The 23,548-nt window shown below is 43.6% G+C and carries 15 protein-coding genes; 9 read left to right on the top strand and 6 right to left on the bottom strand.

Annotation, left to right across the window (positions count from 1 at the left end; all coding sequences use genetic code 11):
- Positions 1–370: 370 nt before the first annotated feature.
- Positions 371–1,228: a 23S rRNA (adenine(2030)-N(6))-methyltransferase RlmJ gene (locus H524_RS0112965; RefSeq protein WP_027940482.1), complete on the top strand. Its 858-nt coding sequence runs from the start codon at positions 371–373 to the stop codon at positions 1,226–1,228.
- Between the two features lie 339 nt (positions 1,229–1,567).
- Here H524_RS0112965 and H524_RS0112955 read toward each other — a convergent pair whose 3' ends face one another.
- The gene (locus H524_RS0112955) at positions 1,568–2,836 is read right to left on the bottom strand and encodes a ribonuclease D (protein WP_027940481.1); all 1,269 of its coding nucleotides are present in this window, start codon (positions 2,834–2,836) and stop codon (positions 1,568–1,570) included.
- A gap of 627 nt (positions 2,837–3,463) precedes the next feature.
- Positions 3,464–4,009, bottom strand: coding sequence for a disulfide bond formation protein DsbB (gene dsbB / locus H524_RS0112950; RefSeq protein ID WP_027940480.1), 546 nt, complete (start codon positions 4,007–4,009; stop codon positions 3,464–3,466).
- Positions 4,010–6,000: 1,991 nt separating this feature from the next.
- On the opposite strand from dsbB, the gene aspA reads away from it, so the two are divergent.
- The 8 genes from aspA to H524_RS16005 all read left to right on the top strand — a co-directional run bounded on the left by aspA (position 6,001) and on the right by H524_RS16005 (position 19,374).
- On the top strand, positions 6,001–7,422 hold the full coding sequence (aspA, locus tag H524_RS0112945) for an aspartate ammonia-lyase (RefSeq protein WP_027940479.1): 1,422 nt from the start codon (positions 6,001–6,003) through the stop codon (positions 7,420–7,422).
- Positions 7,423–7,940: 518 nt separating this feature from the next.
- Entirely contained in the window at positions 7,941–9,335 is a 1,395-nt protein-coding gene (locus H524_RS0112940; protein WP_211232179.1) for an anaerobic C4-dicarboxylate transporter, read from the top strand.
- A gap of 1,443 nt (positions 9,336–10,778) precedes the next feature.
- Positions 10,779–12,410 carry a sodium/proton antiporter NhaB gene (gene nhaB, locus H524_RS16010; RefSeq protein ID WP_052339116.1) on the top strand — a complete coding sequence of 544 codons (1,632 nt, stop codon included), beginning with the start codon at positions 10,779–10,781 and terminating at the stop codon, positions 12,408–12,410.
- Positions 12,411–13,193: 783 nt separating this feature from the next.
- Positions 13,194–14,153, top strand: a complete 960-nt coding sequence (locus H524_RS0112925) for a flagellin N-terminal helical domain-containing protein (RefSeq protein ID WP_027940477.1) — start codon at positions 13,194–13,196, stop codon at positions 14,151–14,153.
- A 14-nt stretch (positions 14,154–14,167) separates the two neighbouring features.
- Complete coding sequence (locus tag H524_RS17920) at positions 14,168–15,181, top strand: flagellin N-terminal helical domain-containing protein (protein ID WP_027940476.1); 1,014 nt, start codon at positions 14,168–14,170, stop codon at positions 15,179–15,181.
- Between the two features lie 16 nt (positions 15,182–15,197).
- A complete protein-coding gene (locus H524_RS0112915) occupies positions 15,198–16,193 on the top strand; it encodes a flagellin N-terminal helical domain-containing protein (RefSeq protein WP_027940475.1) in 996 nt (331 codons plus the stop codon).
- A 324-nt stretch (positions 16,194–16,517) separates the two neighbouring features.
- Entirely contained in the window at positions 16,518–17,498 is a 981-nt protein-coding gene (locus H524_RS0112910; RefSeq protein WP_027940474.1) for a flagellin N-terminal helical domain-containing protein, read from the top strand.
- A 544-nt stretch (positions 17,499–18,042) separates the two neighbouring features.
- Positions 18,043–19,374, top strand: a complete 1,332-nt coding sequence (locus tag H524_RS16005) for a multifunctional CCA addition/repair protein (RefSeq protein WP_044122504.1) — start codon at positions 18,043–18,045, stop codon at positions 19,372–19,374.
- 152 nt (positions 19,375–19,526) lie between these two features.
- On the opposite strand, the gene H524_RS0112900 is transcribed toward H524_RS16005, so the two are convergent.
- The 4 genes from H524_RS0112900 to tsaD all read right to left on the bottom strand — a co-directional run bounded on the left by H524_RS0112900 (position 19,527) and on the right by tsaD (position 23,244).
- The gene (locus H524_RS0112900) at positions 19,527–20,369 is read right to left on the bottom strand and encodes an undecaprenyl-diphosphate phosphatase (protein ID WP_027940473.1); all 843 of its coding nucleotides are present in this window, start codon (positions 20,367–20,369) and stop codon (positions 19,527–19,529) included.
- 757 nt (positions 20,370–21,126) lie between these two features.
- Positions 21,127–21,663 carry a 2-amino-4-hydroxy-6-hydroxymethyldihydropteridine diphosphokinase gene (gene folK / locus H524_RS0112890; RefSeq protein WP_027940472.1) on the bottom strand — a complete coding sequence of 179 codons (537 nt, stop codon included), beginning with the start codon at positions 21,661–21,663 and terminating at the stop codon, positions 21,127–21,129.
- 5 nt (positions 21,664–21,668) lie between these two features.
- Positions 21,669–22,025: a dihydroneopterin aldolase gene (gene folB, locus H524_RS0112885; RefSeq protein ID WP_027940471.1), complete on the bottom strand. Its 357-nt coding sequence runs from the start codon at positions 22,023–22,025 to the stop codon at positions 21,669–21,671.
- Between the two features lie 205 nt (positions 22,026–22,230).
- On the bottom strand, positions 22,231–23,244 hold the full coding sequence (tsaD, locus tag H524_RS0112880; protein WP_027940470.1) for a tRNA (adenosine(37)-N6)-threonylcarbamoyltransferase complex transferase subunit TsaD: 1,014 nt from the start codon (positions 23,242–23,244) through the stop codon (positions 22,231–22,233).
- Between the last annotated feature and the right edge of the window lie 304 nt (positions 23,245–23,548).

Raw genomic sequence — 23,548 nt, 5'->3', positions numbered from 1 at the left:
TAAGTACTTTGTTAAGCAACTTAACTGTTAGCTTGCAGTCTCGTTCAATCAACTACATCTAGTAGTGCTATCGACTTGTTTTTGAGTTTAGCGAATAAAACTTAGCTTGAGCTTAGGCTATTAACTAAATTAAGCGTACACTTTAATAAAAATGGTCTAGCTAAACAAAAGAACCTTGCGGTTAAATGGCTTTTGTAAGCCATAGTTTGTTAAACTATGCACCGCTTGTTTGCTATCTCATGCTAATCTTTAGCAAGTCGCTTGTTTTTATATATGGTGACTCTTTTTTGCGATCTCAAGGTATGGTGCAACATTGCACTATATTTGGCATGGATAAGTAAGCACAGTATGGTTGATTTGGGAGATTTTGATGCTCAGTTATCGTCACGGCTTTCACGCTGGCAATCACGCAGATGTGCTTAAGCACATGACTGTTTGTCTCATCATGCGTTCCTTACTTGAGAAGGACAAGCCATTTACCGTGGTAGATACCCACGCAGGTTCAGGCCTTTATGATCTAAACTCAGGTTTTGCCCGCAAGAACAATGAGTACAACACTGGCTGGGAATTGATTAAAGACAATGAGCGTCTTCAAAAGCTAGTACCTGAGTTTTATGAAGTAGTAGCTAAGGCTCAAGAAGAGGTAGATGCTAACAAGGGTCATATGTACCCAGGCTCTCCATACTTTGAGTATGCTCTTTCAAGAAGCTCAGATAGCATCTTCTTAAATGATACTCATCCAAGTGAGTTTGAGCGTCTGTTGCAGATCTTTAAGCGTAAGCGTAATGTGCGTGTAGAGCTGCGTCAGTGCTTAGATACTATCAATGCGCTGCTGCCACCAATTAAGCGCCGTGGCTTAATCTTAATTGACCCGCCATACGAAAAAGAGCAAGAGTATCGTCAGACTGTTGAGGCCGTAAAGAAAGGTTTAGGCAGATTCGAGCAGGGCATCTATGCCGTGTGGTATCCAGTCTTAGCTCGCATGAATGATCACTCTAAGAACTTAGTGCACGCCATGCGTCGTTTAAACCGTCCATTGCTGCAAGTTGAGCTTTGCGTCAGCGAGCAAAAAGAAGACTTTGGCATGTGCGGTAGCGGTATGCTCATCGTTAACTATCCATTTAAGCTCTACGATGCTTTAGAAGGTGTAGTAGACGAGCTCTACAATGTACTCGCAGATGCAGAAACAGGTAGTGCCAAGCTCGAAATCCTGGTTGAAAAGCAGTAACACACAAAAAAAATAATCACATCCTGTTAACTGCTCTCAAGACTCTAGCTCACAGCCACCAACCACCAGGCATAGTGATTAGCGCTATCAAAGGTATGGTAAGCAAGGCGAATGGTACTTGCTATCAAAGGCATGGCAAGCAGGGTGAATGGTACTTGCTATCAAAGGTATGGCAAGCAAGGCTAATGTAAGCGTGCTATCAAAGGTATGGCAGGGTGAATTGAAGCTTGCTATCAAAGGCGCTAGCAAGTGGCGCATAGCATTAAAGAGATAGTATGTGGCTCTTGTATAGAGCACAGACTAAAAAGGCCAGCATTTGCTGGCCTTTTTAGTCTCGCTTTAGCTTTGCGGTGAGTTCATTTCCGCATGATCTTGTGATTTGACATCGTTAAGCTTGATGTAGTCGGTGACATAGCGTGGGGATGGCATATCGCCATAGCCATTGTCATCGTCAATCTTGCTCATTGGCTCGAGAGGAATATCGATCTTGCCAAGAATCTCTAAGCGCCATGATTGTTGCAGCAGCGGTGTGTAGCCTAAAGCTTTAGCTCTAAAGTAGTCGTTCAGCAGCTGCTTTTTAATGAGCACCTGTGGGCACAGACCATTACGTTCTACTGCATCAGCTACTGCCTTTTTAAGGCAATCAAGATTCTCTTGCATGCTCTTACGATGTGAGTAGTAATCGTAAGGAATAGTTAAATGCTCGTAGCGCGGGGCTTTGCGTGCAAAGTTTAACCACTTTAAGATGTTATCGCCGTACTGTCTAATAGTGCCGTACTTAACGCCACGATTTTCAAGTTCAACCTTGGAGCGAGGTAAGTAGCGGGCTAACTGCCACATAGATTTAGTGGTAATAACGCGATTTAAAGCCTCGTTATCCATCTGTGCAGTGAGCTGACGCTCTTTAGCTAGATGGTACAGAACATTAAGCTCGTTGTCATTGAGCATGCCGGCACCAGGAATGGATAAGTAAGCTTCATCCTCAGTTGGCTCGTCAATGGTGGACTGGCGAATGTAATCCATCTCGGCCTTGAAGTACTCAAAATTCTCCTTTGGAGTAATCTTGCATACCTCATGGAAGAGCTCTTCTAAGTATTCAACGTCTAAAGCTGAGTAGATAAGCTGTCCACTAGTTAAAGGACGGCGGTTCCAGTCAGAGCGGGTGCAATCTTTAGCTAAGGTTATGCCCAAAAATTGCTGTAGCGCAAAGTTTAAACCACGACCATAAGAGTGTCCGGCAAAGGACATTAAAAGCTGAATGTCATAAATACGCTTAGGCAGGATGACATCGCAATTAATACGGCGGGCTTCATGAGCTAAAAGCTCAATGTCTTCTGAGCAGGAGAAGGCTAAAACTACAGCCTTGGTGTGACATAAAGACTCGATGATAGGCTGAACATTGCCCTCAAGCATCCATACGTCAATGAGGTAGTTTTGTCCGCGAATGGACAGCTGCATTAAGGAGAAATCTGGGTAGTAGCATGTAATACGCATGAACTCAGTATCTAGGCCAATGTACTCATCTTCCTCTAGTGAGTCGATAAGATCACAGACATCTAAAAGCGAGTCTTGATCATCGATAAACTCATAGTCAACTGAGTCACTCATACCTAAAACTTCCGTCCTTAAAAAACTAATTGCTGCAGCTTCATATGTATAGCTAAGCTCTTAAAGCCACGCTATAAGATAAGTTCTGCAAGCATGAAACAGCTTATCTTTGCAGCATTTTACAAAGCACTACCTTCGTAAACCACACTACCAAAAAACACTCACGCAAAAGCTGTGCTTAATTGCGTTGCTACGTACTTTTGAGCACTGTATGCATACAAGCAAAAGTAGGTATACATGTTAGCATAGCAGGCCTCTGATTATAAGCCTTAGCAAAGGTTAACGAAGAAATAGACGCAAAATTAGTCCGAAAGTTCCATACAAAAATAGCTTTGCTGCAGTTTGTAACTCAAGCACGCAGTTATGCTGGCTCATATGACATCCACCTTACCTACACCACACTCCATTCACTCAATTTAATAGCGCAAAGCATAGAGCTTAGATCCAGCATGCACAGCATAAAGGTTATACCAGCATGCATAGCTGAGAACATATATCACGCATGCATAGCATATGGCTTATATCCCGCATGCATAGTCTAAAAACGACAACGGCTCCTAAAGGAGCCGCGTCATGCAGAAATATGACTTAGAACTATAGCTTAGGAAAAGCTTAACTATGTGTTCTCTATCTGTAGAAGTTGGTGTAGTTGTTGCGCTTGCGTTTAAAGAACTCTGAGAGTAAGAAGAGTGAGGCAACCACTAAACCAGTAGCAAAGGATACAAAGATCCACTCAGGCATACTAAAGCCAAAGAGCTCCCAACCAAGAGGTGAGCAGCTCGCGGTTGGAGAAAACATCCATGGCAGCCACTCATCTAGTGGCATAAAGGATGGGTAGCTTGCCTTAAGCTTGCAAGTAGCACCAAAACCAGTTTGGTATACAGAGGTAAGGTGTTCAAAAGCCACGTACAGACCACCTGCAGAGCCTGTGAGGAAAGTTAAGGTGGCTAGCTGTCGGAACAAGAAGAAGTTTGGATAGAGAAAGCCTACTAAGCCTGCAATGATGAAGCTCATGTAGAAAGCTCTTTCATAGACACAATAAACGCAAGGATCCATGCGTAAGCCATACTGAAAGTACAGGCCACAGCCTTCTAATACAACTCCCAGTAAAAACAGCAAAATCCAAACTAAACGATGCCGCGTGAGCGATTGGATCAGGTGAATGAATCCCATAGTGTCTGTCCGCAAGATAAAGCTAGCTAAGTTGGTACCTTAAGCATGATTGCTTAAAGCACACTCTATCTAATGTACTTTAATTCTTGTGAGAATAAAAGCGCATTGAGCGCCTCAAATAAAATGAGTTGCCAAAGCTTGTTAGACTTCACAAAGTTGCATGTAGCTACCGTACAGTATCTGATTTCGTTCAAGGCATTAATTTTCAATTAAAACCATCAGCTCAAACTAAAACACAATCAACAGCAAAACAGCTCGTATCCATTCCCGCCACTAACAACTTAATATCAACTAGACCAAAATTGACCGAGGAGCGGTCTATTAGCTCAAGATAGACTCATGCAGCTAAATAGACTTGCAGCCGTCTTCTTAATTGCTCTTAGTACAGATAGCCAAAGCTTGCCAAAGTCATAATTAATAAGATCAAAACCGTCCAAACTCTTATGCTGAGCTCAGATCGTTCTCATGATCCTCATAAGCTTTATGAGCTACATTCACATATAAAAAAAACAGCAGCAAGGTATCTCATCTTAAAAATGAATAGCCGCTTCTAACAGTTTCAATAGCACAAGAGTAGCTAAATAAAGTCAAAACAGTGTAGCTGCAATAATACGAGTGAGCACTAACATCGGTGATCTTAAAAATATCAAAGCTTTAAAAAGATAAGATCACGCACTTTTGCAAGATAAAAGTATTGGCTGAAAAGAAGGGATCGACACTAGCAGAGCGAAGCTTAATAGCACCATTGATTAGAACAGGCTACAGAAAGCAGGTTCCTTGAACAGCTAAGGTAGTAGCGATGAGGCGAGTCTTACAAAGAGCACAGAGCAAAGAACAAAAAGATCTAAAACATGAGTGAGAAGATCAGTGAGCATGAATGCTAATTACAAGTAGAACAGCATTCACGGTATGCAGTGAGCAAGAGATGGAGTTGTTAGTGGTCTATAGAAAGTGGCTTAAACTGTTAATTGCTCCTAGGTTTGAGGCCAGGATCAGAGCCTATGATCTTAGCGTGTGATCTTTGAAAAGATAGGGGACTCTGATCTTTAAAAAAGTGAGTTCTATTTGCTACTTAAGTGGTGATCTCGTGCTTAACTTGTTGGACAAGTATACAAGTGCATATATAAGCGATTTGTGTTGTTATTGCACCAAAATAGAACACTTAAAAGTGGTGTAGTTGATAACGATTTATCAAAAACTACAGATCTTACATGTTCTTAAGATAGTCGTCGTAATAGACACGTAACTTAGTTAAGGCCGCTAGGATTTGATTTAGCTGGCTTTGTTGAGATCGCAAAAATTGCTTCGTGATGGCAAGTAAACCCAAGTTGTCTTAAAGAAAGATTATTGCATCACAAAATGATGTTGAATTTGAATCATCAAATTGGGCAAAAATGTAGCACCATAATAGTGCAAACCCTATATCTATCGGACTTGTTGGCCATGTTTTGATTAGTAATTTGCTATATGCATAAAAGTATAGCTAGGGCAAATTATTTTTGTGGGAAGTGGTGTTTTTCTATCAGATTTGTGATCTGTATTTGGTTTAATGGCTGTAATTTGGTCTTTGTTTCACACTTTTGATCGATTTTGGCAAAATGCACCAGCAAAGTGATTACCATGTAAATGTCTTCACAAGCGATGACTTGCTACTTAAGTGACCAGATGCTTTGCATCAACTTAAATGTATTTAGCAACTGTTAAGTATGTAGTGCAGTTAGAGCTTAAAGATGACTTTAATCTTAAGTGTTTAAGGTTGTAAGACATTGAGATGGGGACGGTTTGTATCAGCTTTACCTATCTGGCCAATCACCATGTGATTGTAACTTTTCTTTAAATCAGTAGGTGGAGCGGCTCTGCAAAGTTTATGAGTTCATCTTTGACTCAAATTGATTTGTTTGCGCTTTCATTAAGCAACCTCAAAAGAGGAGCTCAATGACTTTTAGCTGTTGCAACTTAGCAGAGTTCAATTTTCTATTGGGGGTTTTAAAATGCGTTTAGAGCACGATTTCATTGGTGAGTTGGAAATTGCTGACGACGTTTTCTACGGTGTTCAGACTTTCCGTGCAAAGCAGAACTTTGACATCACTGGTGAACATCTTTGTGACTATCCTTCATTCATCTACGGTTACGCTAAGGTAAAGAAGGCTTGTGCTTTAGCAAACTGCGAGTTAAAGCTTCTTGATCAAGAGAAGTGCGATTACATCGTTAAGGCTTGTGACGAGATCTTAACTGGTAAGTACAACGACCAGTTCGTAGTTGACATGCTCCAGGGCGGCGCTGGTACTTCCACCAACATGAACACCAACGAAGTTATTGCTAACGTTGGTCTGACCATGATGGGTCACCAGAAGGGCGAGTACAAGTTCTTACATCCAAACGATCACGTCAACCTCTCACAGTCAACCAACGACTCTTATCCATCAGCAATTAAGATTGCTACTTACGACGACATCGGCACCCTGTTCGAGTCTATCAAGCTTCTGCGTGACTCCTTTGCTAAGAAGGCAGAAGAGTTCAAGGACGTAATCAAGATGGGTCGTACCCAGTTACAAGACGCTGTTCCAATGACCTTAGGTCAGGAATTCCACGCTTTTGTAACCATGCTCGACGAAGACTTAGAGCGTCTTGAGGAAGCCCGTAAGTTAATGCTCGAGGTTAACCTCGGTGGTACTGCTATCGGTACTGGTATTAACGCTCACCCAGATTTCCCTAAGGTTGTTGTAAAGCACTTACGTGAGATCACTGGCGACGACTTCAAGTCCTGCGCTGACTTAGTTGCTGCTACCCCAGATTGCTCTGGTTACGTACACGTAATGGGCACCTTAAAGCGTATGGCTGTTAAGCTCTCCAAGACCTGTAACGACCTGCGTTTATTAGGCTCAGGCCCACGCTGCGGTCTCAACGAGATCAACTTACCTAAGATGCAGCCAGGCTCATCCATTATGCCAGGTAAGGTAAACCCAGTTATCCCTGAGGTTGTTAACCAGGTTTGCTACCACGTAATCGGTGCTGACGTTGCTGTTAACTTCGCCGCTGAGGCAGGTCAGTTACAGCTCAACGTAATGGAGCCAGCTATTGCTTACGAAGTATTCAAGTCTATCAAGATGTTAGATAAGGCTTGCCGTACCTTAGCTGAGAAGTGCGTTGATGGCATTACCGCTAACGAGAAGCAGTGCTTAGACTTTGTTTTAGGCTCAATCGGTATCGTTACCGCATTAAACCCATACATCGGCTACGAGAACTCCGCTTCTATCGCTAAGGAAGCTTTATTAACTGGCAAGCGTGTACGTGAAGTTGCTTTAGAGCGCAACTTACTGACTGAAGAGCAGTTAGATGAGCTCTTAACTCCTTCTAACATGCTTAAGTCAAACCTCTCAGCAGAGAGCCGTGCTCACTTCGCTAAGAAGTAAGAGCCTTCGCTGTCACAATCATAACTTTATTTAATGTGACAGCCTTTGCCAAAAGAATAATCTCACTCACCACTGGCATTTGCCCTCTTGCCCTGTTGCTTTTGCAACAGGGTCAAGGGTCTAGGGAGTGCTGCACCTTGAGAAAGGTGCAGTTTGCTGTTTGCAAAAGACAAATATATACATGTATCTTGCATTAGGCTTTTGGCAATCGTTGTGTATGAGTTATTGTGACTTGTTCATCTTGTAACCAGTATGGTTACTTATCCTAAATTGCTTCTATTGATTTCTCTTTAAGACATGTTCTTGTAGGATGAAAACTTAGTTACACAAATGTGCTGAACAGATTTTATTGGCAGCATGTCAGTGGTGTGAAGTAACTAAAGTTTCTACCAAGCTAAACACTCAATTAACCGAGCCTAAGTTTGAGAAAACTGGGGTAGGGGTTTTGTTGTCTTTGCTAGGCTACATAATTGATAGAGGCTCTGCCCTTTGGGGCATAAGGAGATACAATGGATATTATGCTTATACTGCGCCTCTTGGTGCTCTTTGGCGTGATCTTTATGGGTATCCGCCTCGGTGGTATGGCTATCGGCTATACCGGTGGTCTTGGTGTTATCGTTCTGACCGTATTTTTAGGCATGAGCGCTGGTGCCATCCCAACCGACGTTATTCTCATCATCATGTCCGTAATCGCTGCTATTACTGCTCTGCAAAAGGCAGGTGGTCTCGATTACATGGTTCGTATTGCTGAAAAGATATTAAGAAACAATCCTAAGCACATTAACTACTTAGCTCCAACTGTTACCTACGTATTAACCATCTTAGCTGGTACTGGTCACACTGCTTTTGCAATGATCCCAGTTATCGTAGAAGTTGCTAAGGAGCAGAATATTAAGCCAGCTGGCCCTCTGTCAATGGCAGTTGTTTCAGGTCAGGTTGCTATTACTGCATCCCCTGTATCTGCAGCTGTAGTTTATATGACTGGCGTGCTTGAGCCATTTGGCTGGTCTTACCCAGCTCTGTTAGGTGTTTGGTTAGTAACCACCTACTTAGGCTGTATGATTGCAGCTTTCATCATGTCTACCTTCTTTAACAAGGGTAAGCTTGATGAGGATCCTGAGTACCTTGAGCGTGTTAATAAAGGCTTAATTGCTCCAGTTTCTCACGAAAAGCCAGAGCTCCCAGCTTCTGCTAAGTCTGCAGTTATGATCTTCTTAACTGGCGTGCTGTGCGTAGTTCTGTATGCAACCTTCATCTCTGACGTTATCCGTGTACCATTCACTCAGTATTTACAGGCTAACGTTGCTGACGGTGGTTCTGCAATCTCTGCTGCTCTGTTAACCGTGCTTGAGCCTCTGAAGTTAGCTCGTGACGGCGCTATCATGTCATTCATGCTCTTGATTGCAACATTCATTGTTATCAAGTGCAAACTGAACACTGGCGAACTTGCTGATACCCCAACCTTCAAGTCAGGTATGACAGCATGTATCTGCGTACTCGGTGTAGCATGGCTTGGTAACACCTTCGTTGCTGGCTACTCTGCTCAGCTTCAGGACTTCTCAAAGGATATCGTTGCCGAGTATCCAGCAGTTCTGTCAGTTGTGCTGTTCTTCATCTCAGCATTACTCTACTCACAGGCAGCTACTGCTAAGGCTCTGATTCCTGTAATTATCGTAGCTTTAAACATTGAGGCTAACCCAGATCTCGCTTACATCTTAGTTGCTTCATTCGCTGCTGTATCAGGCCTCTTCATTCTGCCAACTTACCCAACTCTGTTAGGTGCTGTGCAGATGGACGACACTGGTACTACTAAGATTGGTAAGTTCATCTTCAACCACTCAATGTTATTGCCTTGCATACTGTGTATCTTCATCTCTGTAGCATTAGGCTTCGTTGTAGCCCCAATATTCTAAGCGATAAGTACATAGACACGCATATATAATCACGGGCTGCTTTTTAGTGGCCTATAAAGAACGCCAGGGTATCAAGTCACAATTCATTAGGCATGAGCCATGGCGTTCACTTTAAAGGACGGATAGGCAAAACTTCCAACAGAAAGTAACAGAAGTTTATCTGTCCTAAATGCCGCTTTAAAAGCAGCGGTAAAAGCTTAAATCCGACTGATACTGCCAAATATGATCAAAGCCCTGATCTACTTTAGTAAGTCAGTCTTTTAAAGAAAAGCATCCTCCCGAGAGTTGCTAACCTACCGAATCTGTCGAACCCTCGATAGAACCGCGTAGGGGAGCAATCCCCTGCGCTTTTCAATAGGGGTATGGGAAAAATTTGGCACAATCAGGCACACTCTTTGTGCCACATTTCCTAAACTAAAGACAAGCTTTGCAATTTGCCCGCTGGCCAAAACTAGCGGGCTTTTTTGTGCTCGCAAAATGGCCTTTACCCTCATGTGGTTTGTCTTTGTTAGCTAAATGGTGTGACTTTTCTTACACCTCTAGTTTTTCCTGTTGTAGCGCAAGAGATGTATAGAGATAAGGTTGAAGAGTATAGGTATTTTGATAGCAAGAGAGTAATGCTAGAACTTGTATCTAGGGCTGTATCTAGTATACAAAGCTGATAAAGCTGATATTTATGCGATAGTTGCACTGAGTTGGTAATTTTTGCATAGATTGCGTAAGAGATAATATTTACCATTTAGGTGCAATTAAAGCAAAGTGAATGTTTGTCATATCTTGCTAAGAATCCCGTGAAAAAGGGAATATCTTAAGTGACCAGACATGTGCGCAAGTGGCTAAAACATCATCTTTTTGTAAGGCTTTTGAGGCATTCTCATATTCTTGCACGTCATCACAGTTACAAACTGCAACTTGTCTATAATTACTCTTAGCAAGCTGTTAATGCTTTGTTTGCTCAATCCTAGTGCAACATCGAGTTCGCTTCATTGGGTTCATGCATAGCATAAACTGCAAGATTGCATAATTTGAGCATCTTTAGTTGCAATGTCTAGCTGTCGAACTGAGCTTATAAGAGTAGGTTGAAGGCAGCTGATGATCATGTTTCTTTAGCGGATTGCGCTATGTAGTGATGCGTTTGCATTGCATAGTGTGGTGTGTGCTGAAATTAAGTGATAGAGCTTTCGGGACTTGTTCTGAGGTAACCGTCTTCAAGAAACTCAAGCGTTGATGGGAACTCTGAACATTTGCAAATTCTAGATCCTTAAATCCGTATCTTTCTTATTGCATACGCTCTTAAAGATGGCCAGCTATCTTAAAGAGAGATGTGGTAAGTGACTTTTTGAGTCTTAGCATAGTTAGTACTTCTGTCAAAGCTAGTATCGTCTATGTGGGGTATGGTGCATAAGGATGTAGCTGTCATTGTTTTAAGTTGAGTTTATTGCTATGCCAACCATCACGTATACAAAGGCATTTGCCCTGAACTTCATGGGTACAGCGCCTGTCTGGTACAAACTGTTTATCCTGGCCTGCTTGGTTATTAACCCAATTCTGGCCTTCATATCTCCAGTACTCGCTGGCTGGGTTTTAGTCGGAGAATTCATCTTTACTCTGGCGATGGCCTTAAACTGTTACCCTCTGATTCCAGGTGGTTTCCTTGCGATTGAGGCAGCTTTCATTGGCCTTTGCGACATGGAACACGTGCGCCACGAAATCGGTGCAAATTTAGAAGTTATCTTACTTCTGATGTTCATGGTTGCCGGTATTCACTTCGTACGTGATGTGCTCTTATTTGTATTTACCAAGCTTTTAGTTAAAGTACGCTCCCACACCTCACTGGCATTAATTTTCTGCTTCCTCGGTGCTTTCTTATCAGCATTCTTAGACGCTCTGACCGTTTTAGCTGTAGTTATCACCATCTGCATGGGCGTATACCGTTACTACCACGATCTCATTTCTGGCAACAATCCCGCTGCTCGTGTTAACAATGACGATTACGTACAGGACGAGTTCAAAGGTGATCTTGAGCAGTTCCGTGCTTTCTTACGTTCTATCTTAATGCACGCTGCTGTTGGTACCGCTCTTGGTGGTGTATGTACCATCGTTGGTGAGCCACAGAACATCATTATCGGCCACATCGCTGGCTGGAACTTCGTTGAGTTTGCTGTTCGCGTATCCCCAGTTTCTCTTCCTGTAGTTCTGTGCGGTTTCTTAACTTGCTTCCTTCTTGAAAAGACCAAGCTCTTTGGTTTTGGTAAGACTATGCCTGAGTCTGTTCACAAGATGTTAGTTGAACAGGACAAGACTACCATGGAGAACCTCACCAAGCGTGACAAGCTCCGTCTTATCATTCAGGCTATCTGCTGTGTTTGGTTAGTTATTGGTCTTGCTCTGCACTTAGCTGCAGTAGGTCTGATTGGTTTATCCATCATCATCTTAGCTACCGGCTTTTGCGGTGTAACCTCTGAAGAAGAAATTGGCAAGTCTTTCACTGAGTCCTTACCATTCTGCGCTCTGTTATGCGTATTCTTCACCGTTGTTACTGTTATCGCTGAGCAGCAGCTCTTCACTCCACTCATCGAGTGGGTATTAGCCGCACCAATGGATCAGCAGCTGCCAATCTTCTATATTGCTAATGGCGTCCTGTCTTCTGTATCTGACAACGTATTCGTTGCTACCATTTACATCCAGGAAGTTTACAAGGCAATGCTCAATGGTGTTATCACTGGCGAGCACTTTGACCACTTAGCTATTGCTATTAACGCTGGTACCAACTTACCATCTGTTGCAACTCCTAATGGTCAGGCTGCATTCTTATTCTTATTAACCTCAGCTTTATCTCCGCTCATCCGCTTAAACTACTTAAAGATGATGTTCATGGCACTCCCATACACCATCGTGCTTACTGTAGTTGGTCTGCTTGGCACTTGGTTCATCCTGCCAGAAATGACTCAGATGATGATCGAGTCTGGCATCATTGAGTCTGGCAACATCACTCACGCTGATGAGGTTGGCTCTGCTCTCAAGCAGGCCGGTGCTGCAGCTGCTGAGGCCGCAACTCAGGCTGTTGGCCACTAATCGAGCTTACGCTACCAACCGCTAAATCGTTGTAGCGCTTAAGCGCACTTAGGCAATGAGACAGCTCATAGCACCTTAGGCTACCAACTAAGCATCATGCTTAACTTAACAAGCTTGGTAGCCACCATCTCACAAGCAAGCATGCCCATTGTCATGCTTGCCTCTTAACAAGAAGGCGATTGTCTGCCAGTAGACACTCGCCTTTTTTCATCCAAAAAGCTAATCCATCCATCCATCCATCCATCCATCCATCCATCGCCACTGTTAAAAAGCCCACCACACAACATTTAATCAAAACGCCATCCGACCATCTCTCAAGCAATTAAAAGAACTGCTCTAGCTTTGATTTTATGTATCTATGATGGCCGCTGTTAGATAACTATTTTGTTAAAAAGCCATATATCGTCAACATTGAGAAACAGTTTCAAAAAGTAGCTCAGAAACATTGACAGTACTAGTTTCTATGCAAAAAAGTCCTAACAAATACTCTTGTTCTGCAAATCATTAATTAACGGCATTTACAAGCTGTTATATCTAGAGAATAAGGAAATATCTAGACTCTAATGAACAATATCTCTACAAGTTTGACATTCGATTTAATGCAAAGTGACTGCAAATGTACACATATGGGAATAAGATAGGCCGTTGAGTGGTTTAGAAAGTGAGAAGCCTTAGTAGACAAGCTTTCTACTAGATTCTCCCGCTCAAAAAGTTAAGCTCATCGGTCATTGTCTCGATGCACGATCGAGCATATTGAGCAAACAAACATTTTGGAGAAGTGCAATGGCGGTATATGTAAATACCAATTACAGCGCGTTGCAAGGTCAGCGTTATTTAGGTAACGTTCAGAATCAGCTGACCACCACATACCAGCGTTTATCAAGCGGTATGCGTATTAACAGCGCTAAAGACGATGCAGCAGGCCTTCAGATTGCTGATCGTTTAACCTCCCAGATTAATGGCCTCAATCAAGGTAACCGTAACGCTTCAGACGGTATTGCTTTAGCCCAGACCATTGAAGCTGGCATGGATGAAATTTCTGGCATGCTCCAGAAGATGCGTACCCTTGCAGTTCAAGCTAATAACGGCACAAACACAGCTGAAGATCGCAAAGCCTTAGGCAAAGAGGTTGAGTCATTAGCCAACGAAGTTAATCGTATTGCAACACAGACAACCTATGCTGGTAAGACAATCTTAAACGGCATAAGTGCTGATGAAAGCTCGATTTATGGTTCAGATAAAACTGATGGTGGTGATAACACCAAAGCTGGTAAAGCAGGAACTATGACTCTACAAGTAGGTTCCAACAAAGGCGATACTATCAGCTTCTCAGTAAACTCATTCATGTTCTCCGCAATCAAAAAGAATGACAATCTGATTAAAGACGCTGATACTATCTTTTTAGTTGCTGCAGGCAAGATCACTACTAAATTTTCATCTGCTAAAACAGATGGCTCTGATGGCTCTATCAGTGCTGTTATTACTCAGATGGACGAGATGATTAAAGCAGTAGACTCTGCTCGTGCTGACCTTGGTGCCATGCAGAATCGACTTGAGAGCTCTATCCGCAATCAGTCTAACGTAGCAGCTAATGAGGCTGATGCTCGCTCACGTATTCGTGATGCTGACTTTGCTGAAGAGTCTGCAAACCTCACTCAGCAGAACATCATCCAGCAGGCAGCTTCTTCCATGCTGATGCAGGCTAACACCCGTCCTCAGCTTGGCTTAAGCTTATTAGGCTAAGGGGAGGAAATCACATGGCAGTATATGTAAATACCAATTATTCAGCCCTTCAAGGCCAACGCTACCTAGGTAACGTCCAGAACCAGCTCACTACTACATACCAGCGCTTATCAAGCGGTATGCGTATCAATAGCGCTAAAGATGACGCTGCTGGCCTCCAGATCGCTGATCGTTTAACCTCCCAGATTAATGGCCTCAACCAAGGTAACCGTAACGCTTCAGACGGTATTGCTCTTGCTCAGACTGCTGAGGCAGGTATGGACGAAATCTCTGGCATGCTCCAGAAGATTCGTACTCTTGCAGTGCAGGCAAACAACGGCACCAATACACTAGCTGATAAACAGGCTCTTTCTAAAGAGGCTTCCTCATTAGCTACTGAAATTACCCGTATTGCAAAGCAAACTACTTTTGCAGGCAAGACCATCTTAAACGGCAAGCAGACCAACTCTATTGACCCAATTGCCGGTGGTGGCGCTCAGCCTGCACCTCCTGCACCTCCTGGACCTCCTGCACCTCCAGCTCCTCCAGCAGGTGGTGGTGGTGGCGCAGGCGCTACTCAAAATATTACTCTGCAGGTTGGTTCCAACAAGGGCGATACTATCAGCTTTAATCTTGTTAACTTTCAGTTTTCTGCTATCGGTACTGGTGGTAACGTTAATGCAAACCAGTTCGGTGATGCAAACGGCAAAGATAAGGCTTTCATAAAAGGTGCAGATGGCGCAATCACTGTTAACTTTTCAACTGGTGGTAATGCAGAAGCTATCATTGAGCACATGGATAAGATGATCGGCTACGTTGATAGTCAGCGTGCCGATTTGGGTGCCATCCAGAACAGACTTGAGTCATCTATCCGCAACCAGTCTAACGTGGCTGCTAATGAGGCTGATGCACGTTCACGTATTCGTGATGCCGACTTTGCCCAAGAGTCTGCTAACCTGTCACAGCAGTCCATCATTCAGCAGGCTGCCGCTTCTATGCTGATGCAGGCTAATACCCGTCCTCAGCTTGGCTTAAGCCTCTTAGGCTAATTAGGATCAGACACAAATGGCTGTATATGTAAATACTAATTACAGCGCTCTGCAAGGTCAAAGATACTTAGGTAATGTGCAGAACCAGCTCACTACCACATACCAGCGCTTATCAAGCGGTATGCGTATCAATAGCGCTAAAGATGACGCAGCAGGCCTCCAGATCGCTGATCGTTTAACATCCCAGATTAATGGCCTTAATCAGGGTAACCGTAACGCATCAGACGGTATTGCTCTTGCGCAGACTGCTGAAGCTGGCATGGACGAAATCTCTGGCATGCTCCAGAAGATTCGTACTCTTGCAGTGCAGGCTTCAAACGGCACCAATACTACTGCTGATAAGCAAGCTCTTTCTAAAGAGGCTTCCTCATTAGCTACTGAAATTACCCGTATTGCAAAGCAAACCACTTTTGCAGGCAAGACCATCTTAAACGGCAAGCAGACTAACTCTATTGATCCAATTGCTGGTGCTGGCGGCGGTGGCGGTGGTGGCGGCGGCGGTGGCGGCGGCGGTGCTGCTGCTGGCGCAGGCGCTACTCAAAGTCTTACACTGCAGGTAGGCTCCAATAAGGGCGATACTATCAGCTTTAATCTTGTAAACCTTCAGTTCTCTGCCATTGGTAAGGGAGCTAATATTGCTGATGATAACTTTATCGCTGCCGGTGGTAATGGTGATAAGGCTTTCATTAAGGAAGCGAATGACGCTATTACCATTAACTTCACGGCTGCTGGCACTGCAAGTGAAATTATTGGTTTCATGGATCAGATGATTGGCTATGTTGATAGTCAGCGTGCCGATTTGGGTGCCACCCAGAATCGTCTTGAGTCATCTATTCGTAACCAGTCTAATGTTGCTGCTAACGAGGCTGATGCTCGCTCTCGTATTCGTGATGCCGACTTTGCTCAAGAGTCTGCTAACTTATCACAGCAGTCCATCATTCAGCAGGCAGCTGCTTCTATGCTGATGCAGGCTAATACTCGTCCACAGCTTGGCTTAAGCCTCTTAGGTTAATAGCTCACAAGCTGTAGCCATAGAGCATATTGATTACTGGAAACCTCGCTTTTGCGGGGTTTTCTTGTCTCTAAAGGTATGTGCTGTAGATAAACGCGAGATAGGCGTGATCGTGGGTGTAATTATGCGTGTCTAACATACACTAATTGAGCAAATATATGTTTTAGGATAAGCGTCTTACTCGACTAGATAAGTAGCAGACAGAGTCTTGTAGAAGACTTGTCTAAACAGAATTCTAGTGCTCCTTAGTCAGTGGCCAGGCCCTCCTGACGTCGTCGATAGCGATTGCTATATAGAGCAACAAAGCATATTAGGAGAATGGCCATGGCAGTATATGTAAATACCAATTATTCCGCCCTTCAGGGTCAGCGTTACCTCGGCAATGTTCAGAACTCTTTGACTACTACATACCAGCGCTTATCAAGCGGTATGCGTATCAATAGCGCTAAAGATGACGCTGCAGGCCTCCAGATCGCTGATCGTTTAACCTCCCAAATTAATGGCCTCAATCAGGGTAACCGTAACGCATCAGACGGTATTGCTCTTGCTCAGACCATGGAAGCAGGTATGGACGAGATCTCTGGCATGCTTCAGAAAATCCGTACCTTAACTGTTCAGGCAGCTAACGGCACCAACACTGCAGAAGATCGCAAGGCTCTTGGCAAGGAGATGGAGTCTTTAGCCAACGAAGTTAACCGTATTGCTATGCAGACTACATACGGTGGCAAGAAGATCTTAAACGGTATGGGTAAAGATGACAGCTCACTGTTTGGCAAGGATAATGACGGTTTTGATAAAGGTAAGGCTGGTAAAGATGGTACTATGACCCTCCAGGTTGGCTCCAATAAAGGTGATACCATCTCGTTTACTGCAAAGTCATTTATGTTCTCTAAAATTGGTGCAGCAGCTAATACTGCTGATTTAGTAAAGGTCGGTACTGATACTGTATTTGGAACTAATGCTGATACCGGTAAGATCACAGTAACTATGAGTAAGCTCGATTTTTCTGATGCGACAAAGAATACATATGTCGGTAAAGTGATTGAGCTGATGGACTCTATGATTGGTGCTGTTGACGCTGCCCGTGCCGATTTAGGTGCGATCCAGAACAGACTTGAGTCATCTATCCGCAACCAGTCTAATGTGGCAGCTAACGAAGCTGATGCACGCTCACGTATTCGTGATGCTGATTTTGCTGAAGAGTCTGCTAACTTATCACAGCAGTCCATTATTCAGCAGGCAGCTGCTTCTATGCTGATGCAGGCTAATACTCGTCCACAGCTTGGCTTAAGCCTGCTTGGCTAATAGATTTTGTTTGATGAGCTCTAAAGAGCAATGAAAAGGGCAGCCAGATGGCTGCCTTTTTTTGTTGGTGGGAGTGGGGGATATTATTTTTTTGTGGTCTAGTGGTTTAGCTGTCAATGAGGGAGCACTGGCATGACCGAAATAGCGCAAAGTGATAGATATTTATCAGCTATGATTCCATTGTGCAGCGTTCATGTTAATTGGTGCTAATCTGTGTCGTATACAATAGGTTATAATCTTGCAACAGCAGTATTTACATAAAGTGTTAAACTATTTGGCCCTGCGATTGGAGCTTTGAGTCTTAGTTGAGAGGTGACAGCGTACGTTTAGTGGCTGCTGCCATAAGTTCTGAAGTTTGCGCCTATAGTAATGCTGTATTAGTGCAGCTAGTTGGTTGTTAGTAGAACGCTGAGGTTAGGTCCTGAGCGCATGATTGAGTCCTTTTGCATCTCTGATTGCATCTGATGCGCTTTGAGTGGTGCGTTTGAGAGTACTGAATCATGGAGCTTAGAAATCCCTCAGTCGGTTCGATTGGAGGTTTTTAATGCAGGTTTATCTCGTTGGTGGAGCAGTACGCGATCGGCTGTTGGGCATCAGCGGCGCTGATCGCGATTATGTAGTAGTTGGTTCTACTCCTGAAGAGATGATGTCTTTAGGCTATGAGCAGGTTGGTCATGACTTTCCTGTCTTTTTACACCCTGAAACTCATGAGGAGTATGCGCTAGCCCGTACTGAGCGTAAGAATGGTCGTGGCTACAAGGGCTTCATTTGCGACTTCAAAAAAGAGACTACTTTACAAGAAGATCTCTTAAGACGTGACCTTACAGTTAATGCCATTGCTGAGGACAGCGAGGGCAATTTAATTGATCCTTACAATGGATTAGAAGATCTCAAAAAGCGCGTTTTACGCCACGTCTCTCCTGCATTTGTTGAAGATCCACTGCGTGTATTACGTGTCGCTCGCTTTGCTGCAAAGATGCATCACTTAGGCTTTAAGGTCGCTGATGAGACTTTAGAGTTAATGCGCACTATCGTAAATGAAGGTGAGCTTGAAGCGCTTACCCCTGAGCGTGTTTGGGTGGAACTTGAGAAGGCTCTTAAGACCAACAATCCTGAAGTCTTTATTGAGATCCTGCATTATGTAGGCGCTTTAAAGGTGGTGCTGCCTGAGGTAGAGGCCCTCTCTGGTGTTCCAGGTCCACGTCGTTGGCATCCTGAGATCGATACCTTAATTCACACCATTATGACGGTGCATCGTGTAGCTCAAGAAAGTCCAGATCCAGTTGCTCGTTTTGCTATGCTGTGTCACGACTTAGGCAAGGCTCTAACTCCACCTGAGAACTGGCCACATCATTACAAGCACAATGAGCTAGGCTTAAAGCCTCTTGAGGAGCTGTGCACTCGTCTTAAGGTACCAAACCACTATCATGACTTTGCCAAGATTGTGGTCTACCATCACTCTTTTATTCACCATTTATATAAGAATGGTCCAGAGGGTGTAGTTCATCTCTTAGATGGTCTTGATGCTTGGCGTCGTCCTGAGCGTGTTAAGCCATGGATCTTATGCTGTAAGTGTGACTTCCTTGGTCGTAAGGGCTTTGAAAATCGTCCATTCCCACGTGCTGAGTATCTCTATGAGATCTTTACTCTCTGTCAGACTGTGACTGCAACTGAGTTTGTTGAGGCTGGCTTAAAGGGCCCAGACATTCGTGATGCAATGCATAACAAGCGAGTAGAGCTAGTTACCGAGTTCATGTCTAAGATGCCTCAGAGCGAACTTGATGACAGTGCTAATAGCGCACCTCCTGCTGATGAGTTTACTATGGAAATCGACAGCAACCGCGCTATTGAAGACGAATTCCGTTATCGCGATTAGTTTTTTGATCGCGTATGGCTAGTTTTTTAAATTATGGTGCTGGCCATTTTGCTAGTGGCTGGCCTTAGATGCAAAAAGCCCCTGCAATCAAATCTATGATGCAGGGGCTTTTGTTTTTGGATCTAAGTATGTAGCTAGTGTTTAGCTTGTGCTTAGGCTAAGAAGTATAAAAGACCGAAGCCAAGTAAAATACGGTAGATTACAAATACGGCCATACCTGACTTTGAAATAAAGCGCATGAATAGTGCAATCACAATCAGAGCAGTGATGAAGGCGATGATACCACCAACTAGCATCTCTACAGGGTTGGCAACGCCAGGAACGTCAGAAGTAACTAGCTTAATGCCCTCAAGTAAAGCTGAGGCCAGAATGATAGGAATGGATAATAGGAAACTAAAACGAGCGGCAGCCTCAGGACGCATGCCTAAGAATAAGCCTGCAGTCATAGTGATACCCGAGCGTGAGGTGCCTGGGACTAAAGCTAATGCCTGTGAAAAACCAATGACTAAAGTCTGAGCAAGGTTGAGCTTACGGAGGCTATCTGGGCGATTGTTATGTAAGTTAGCCTTAGTATGCCAGTTCATCTTGCGATTTACATAAGATGCTAGACCTAAGAGCAGACCAAAGCCGATGGTAGTATAGGCAATAATATGAATGGAGCGGCCGGCTGTAGAGACAAACTCTTCAAGTAATAAGCCTGCAACTGCAGCTGGAATAGTGCCGATAACAATGAACCAGCCTATGCGACTTTGCGGAGTCTGCTTGCGAGTTATCATCGACTTAATGGTGTGAATAGTGATCTCGTATAAATCTGAAATGTAGTAAATCACTACAGCGAGTAAAGTACCAAGGTGAACAGCGACGTCAAAGGCAATGCCTTGATCATCCCATCCTAATAATTGGCTTGGAAAAATGAGGTGAGCGCTAGAGGAGACAGGTAAAAACTCAGTAATACCTTGGATTAAGGCTAGAACCACAATATGAGTGATAGGCACTTGGTTTTCCTTGTTAACACAGTAAAGACTGAAACAGTCGTGAAAATCCTATCTGATACGCACAAGAGGGCGAGACACCGTAAATTACATATCAAACACAGCAAAGCTCAACTTAGAACAGCAAGCACCAGCATGTAATTAGTACATAGCTTACAAGCTAAGCTAGTGTTGGGGTCAAGGCATTAATATGCGCCTAGACGTGCTTTAGATGATTAAATCAAACTATAAGCTTATAGCTTGCTTATAAAGTGGCAATTGTACTACATGATATATAGGCTAAAAAACAACAACATTATCAGAACGCTGTGACAATGTCTTTTTGCGCTCAGTTAGGCCATAAAGTTAGGGCTGTGATCTTTTAAAAGCATTAAGCCTTAAGTTTAGGCCGATAGCCATTTATTTTGCATGCAAGGAAACACACGATAAACAAGTACTGTGCTTACTTTCTGTGAAAGCGTTTGACATTTTAGCAAGCCACAAGGCCTAACACGAATGATTTGCAATAAAAAGTTAATCATGAGGCAAGAAGAGCTTGCTCATGAGGACGCTAAGATAGAAAAGTGGCAGCTAAGCTAGAGAAGAGGCAATAGTAGCTAGGGTCGTGGTTATTTTCTTTTTCTAAGTGCTTGTAAGCGATAAATAGAGCAGGGGTTGTGTGCCTAGCTATAAACTTTAAAGGCAGGAATTAACCCGCCTTTAAAGTGCAATCTTGTGATTGTCTAAAGCCTATATCAAGGATAGCTATAGGCAAGAGCGATTAGTTACCCCAAGAGGTGAACTTACGCTTAGTATCAAATGGAACCTTAACTACACGACGGCCTTCTGGAATATGAGGAACCATCTGCTCATTAAGCTCACTAACTGGCAGACCTAAGATAGGGTGTACGAGCTCTGGAGCAATGTCGTTAAGCGGAATGTTAACGAAAGGATAGTCCTGAATGTCGTGGCGAGGTACCTTGCAAGGCTCATCACGAACTTCATTACCGTAAGTGAGGATATCAATATCAACGCGGTGCTTAAGACCAAAGTTGGTGCTGTTGTAAATCATCAGCTCAGCACCAGCCTCACCTTCAATCTTGACGATCTCATTGTAAAGATCTTCCATAGAAAGTTCAGTAGAGCCGCCAACACATAAGTTGTAGTAGTCAGGCTCAGCCTCACGGACTGCCTTTGACTCGTAAACAGGGGATACTTTAAATTCTTTAAACAGTGGGCGTAACTTCTCAAGCGCAAACAATACGGCATTGTCGCGGTTGAGGTTGGAACCGATACCTAAATAAACTTGAGTACTCATAAATCCTAGTCCTCGCGTGTCCTCATTATTTCTACGCCGACTCCCTGTGTATTGGTCACAGCATGAGTCTTGAGTATTCTGAGCTGTACTGAATGAGGTTTAAACTCATTCAAAATCATAGCGCAAATCTCTTCGGCTAAAGTTTCAATTAGCTCAGCCTTACGTTCGATAACGAAGGCAGTAACTTTCTTGCATACCTCAGCATAGTTGATGGATTTGCTAAGGTCGCCGCTGAGTGCGCACTCATGCAGGTCGTGCTGCATGGTTATATCTAATTCAAGAGGCTGCTCGTACTCACGCTCATGTTGCAAAATGCCAATGATGGCGTTGATTTTGAGGCCTTTGATTAAAATCTTGTCCATTGCTACTCCGTTTTGCAACACTTGAATACCACATTAGTGACATCGGTTGCTTAAATAGAGTCTAGTTGCTCATATTTTGAGCATAGCTACAGCATAAAAGCACAATATTAGGTACAAGGATCAACGCAAGCTAGGTTGCTGTGTTAAAGACTGCACTATGTGCTTTTTGCAGTAGTCTTATCTGAAATCTAGGTTACTTAATTTTTTATAAAGGCTTAAGTGAAGATAGATGCCAGCGTGGGAAAACATTTACACCAAGATCGGCGCGTTCACCAGCCTTAAAGCGCAGCATACCTGCAAGAGCAATCATGGCTCCATTGTCGGTACAGAACTCACGACGAGCAAAGAATACTTTGCCCTTACGCTTGTTCATGAGTGCAGTTAAAGACTCACGAATAGCACTATTAGCACTTACACCACCAGCTACTACTAAGGTGTTCATGTGAGTCTCGTCTAAAGCTCGCTTGCACTTTGCAGTTAAAGTATCTGCAACGGCATCTTCAAAACACTTAGCAATATCGGCCTTCTCAGCTTCGAGATTTTCGCTCTTGTGTACTGCATTTAGTACTGAGGTCTTTAAACCTGCAAAAGAGAAATCAAAGTTTGGTCGGTCGATCATTGGACGAGGGAATTTGTATTTGCTAGAGTCGCCATCTTTTGCCAGTGCCTCAAGCTTTGGACCACCTGGATAAGGGAGACCTAAAAGCTTTGCAGTCTTGTCAAAAGCTTCACCTGCAGCATCATCCACAGACTCGCCTAAGATCTCATAGCAACCAGGCTTCTCAACCTTTATCAGCATGGTATGGCCGCCAGAAACTAAGAGTGCAACAAATGGGAATGATGGAGGATTATCCTCAAGCATAGGAGCAAGCAGGTGGCCTTCCATATGGTGCACGGGTACAGCTGGAATGTTGAGAGCATATGCAAGGGAGCGAGCCTCAACTGCACCAACTAATAGAGCACCAATCAGACCAGGGCCGGCAGTATAGGCAATGGCATCAAGATCTTTAAGGCTAACGCCTGCGTCTTGAGTTACCTTGCGTACAAGCGGCACCACACGTTTGATGTGGTCACGACCAGCAAGCTCAGGTACTACACCGCCATACTCGGCGTGGATAGGGATTTGAGTGTGCAGTGCGTGCGCCAAGAGGCCTTTTTCATCATCATAGACTGCAACGCCTGTTTCATCACAGGAACTCTCAATGCCCAGAACCAGCATTCTTTACCCTCGTTCATTAAAACTATGCCCAGCTCATTGCCTTGATCTTGAATGACTTGAGCTTACAGAGAATACTTAGCTCATAGACAAGTCAATACATTAAATATCAAGGTTTGCGCTTAACAAAATCCCCGCTGAACCAAGAGATTTGTTGGTAACTTGTTAAGATTAGAAAAAGGTTCCAATCACAAGAGCACGCAAGGTTCAAATTTTAACATCTATGCAGGCAAAAAACATAAAAGGTGCAACACAAATCTACGCACCGCACGCAAATACGCCAATTAATTTTCACTAAGGAGCTATC

Origin of the sequence: Anaerobiospirillum succiniciproducens DSM 6400, assembly GCF_000482845.1 — a bacterium.
Lineage (GTDB): Bacteria > Pseudomonadota > Gammaproteobacteria > Enterobacterales > Succinivibrionaceae > Anaerobiospirillum > Anaerobiospirillum succiniciproducens.
This window is presented reverse-complemented; position numbering and strand designations above follow the sequence as displayed.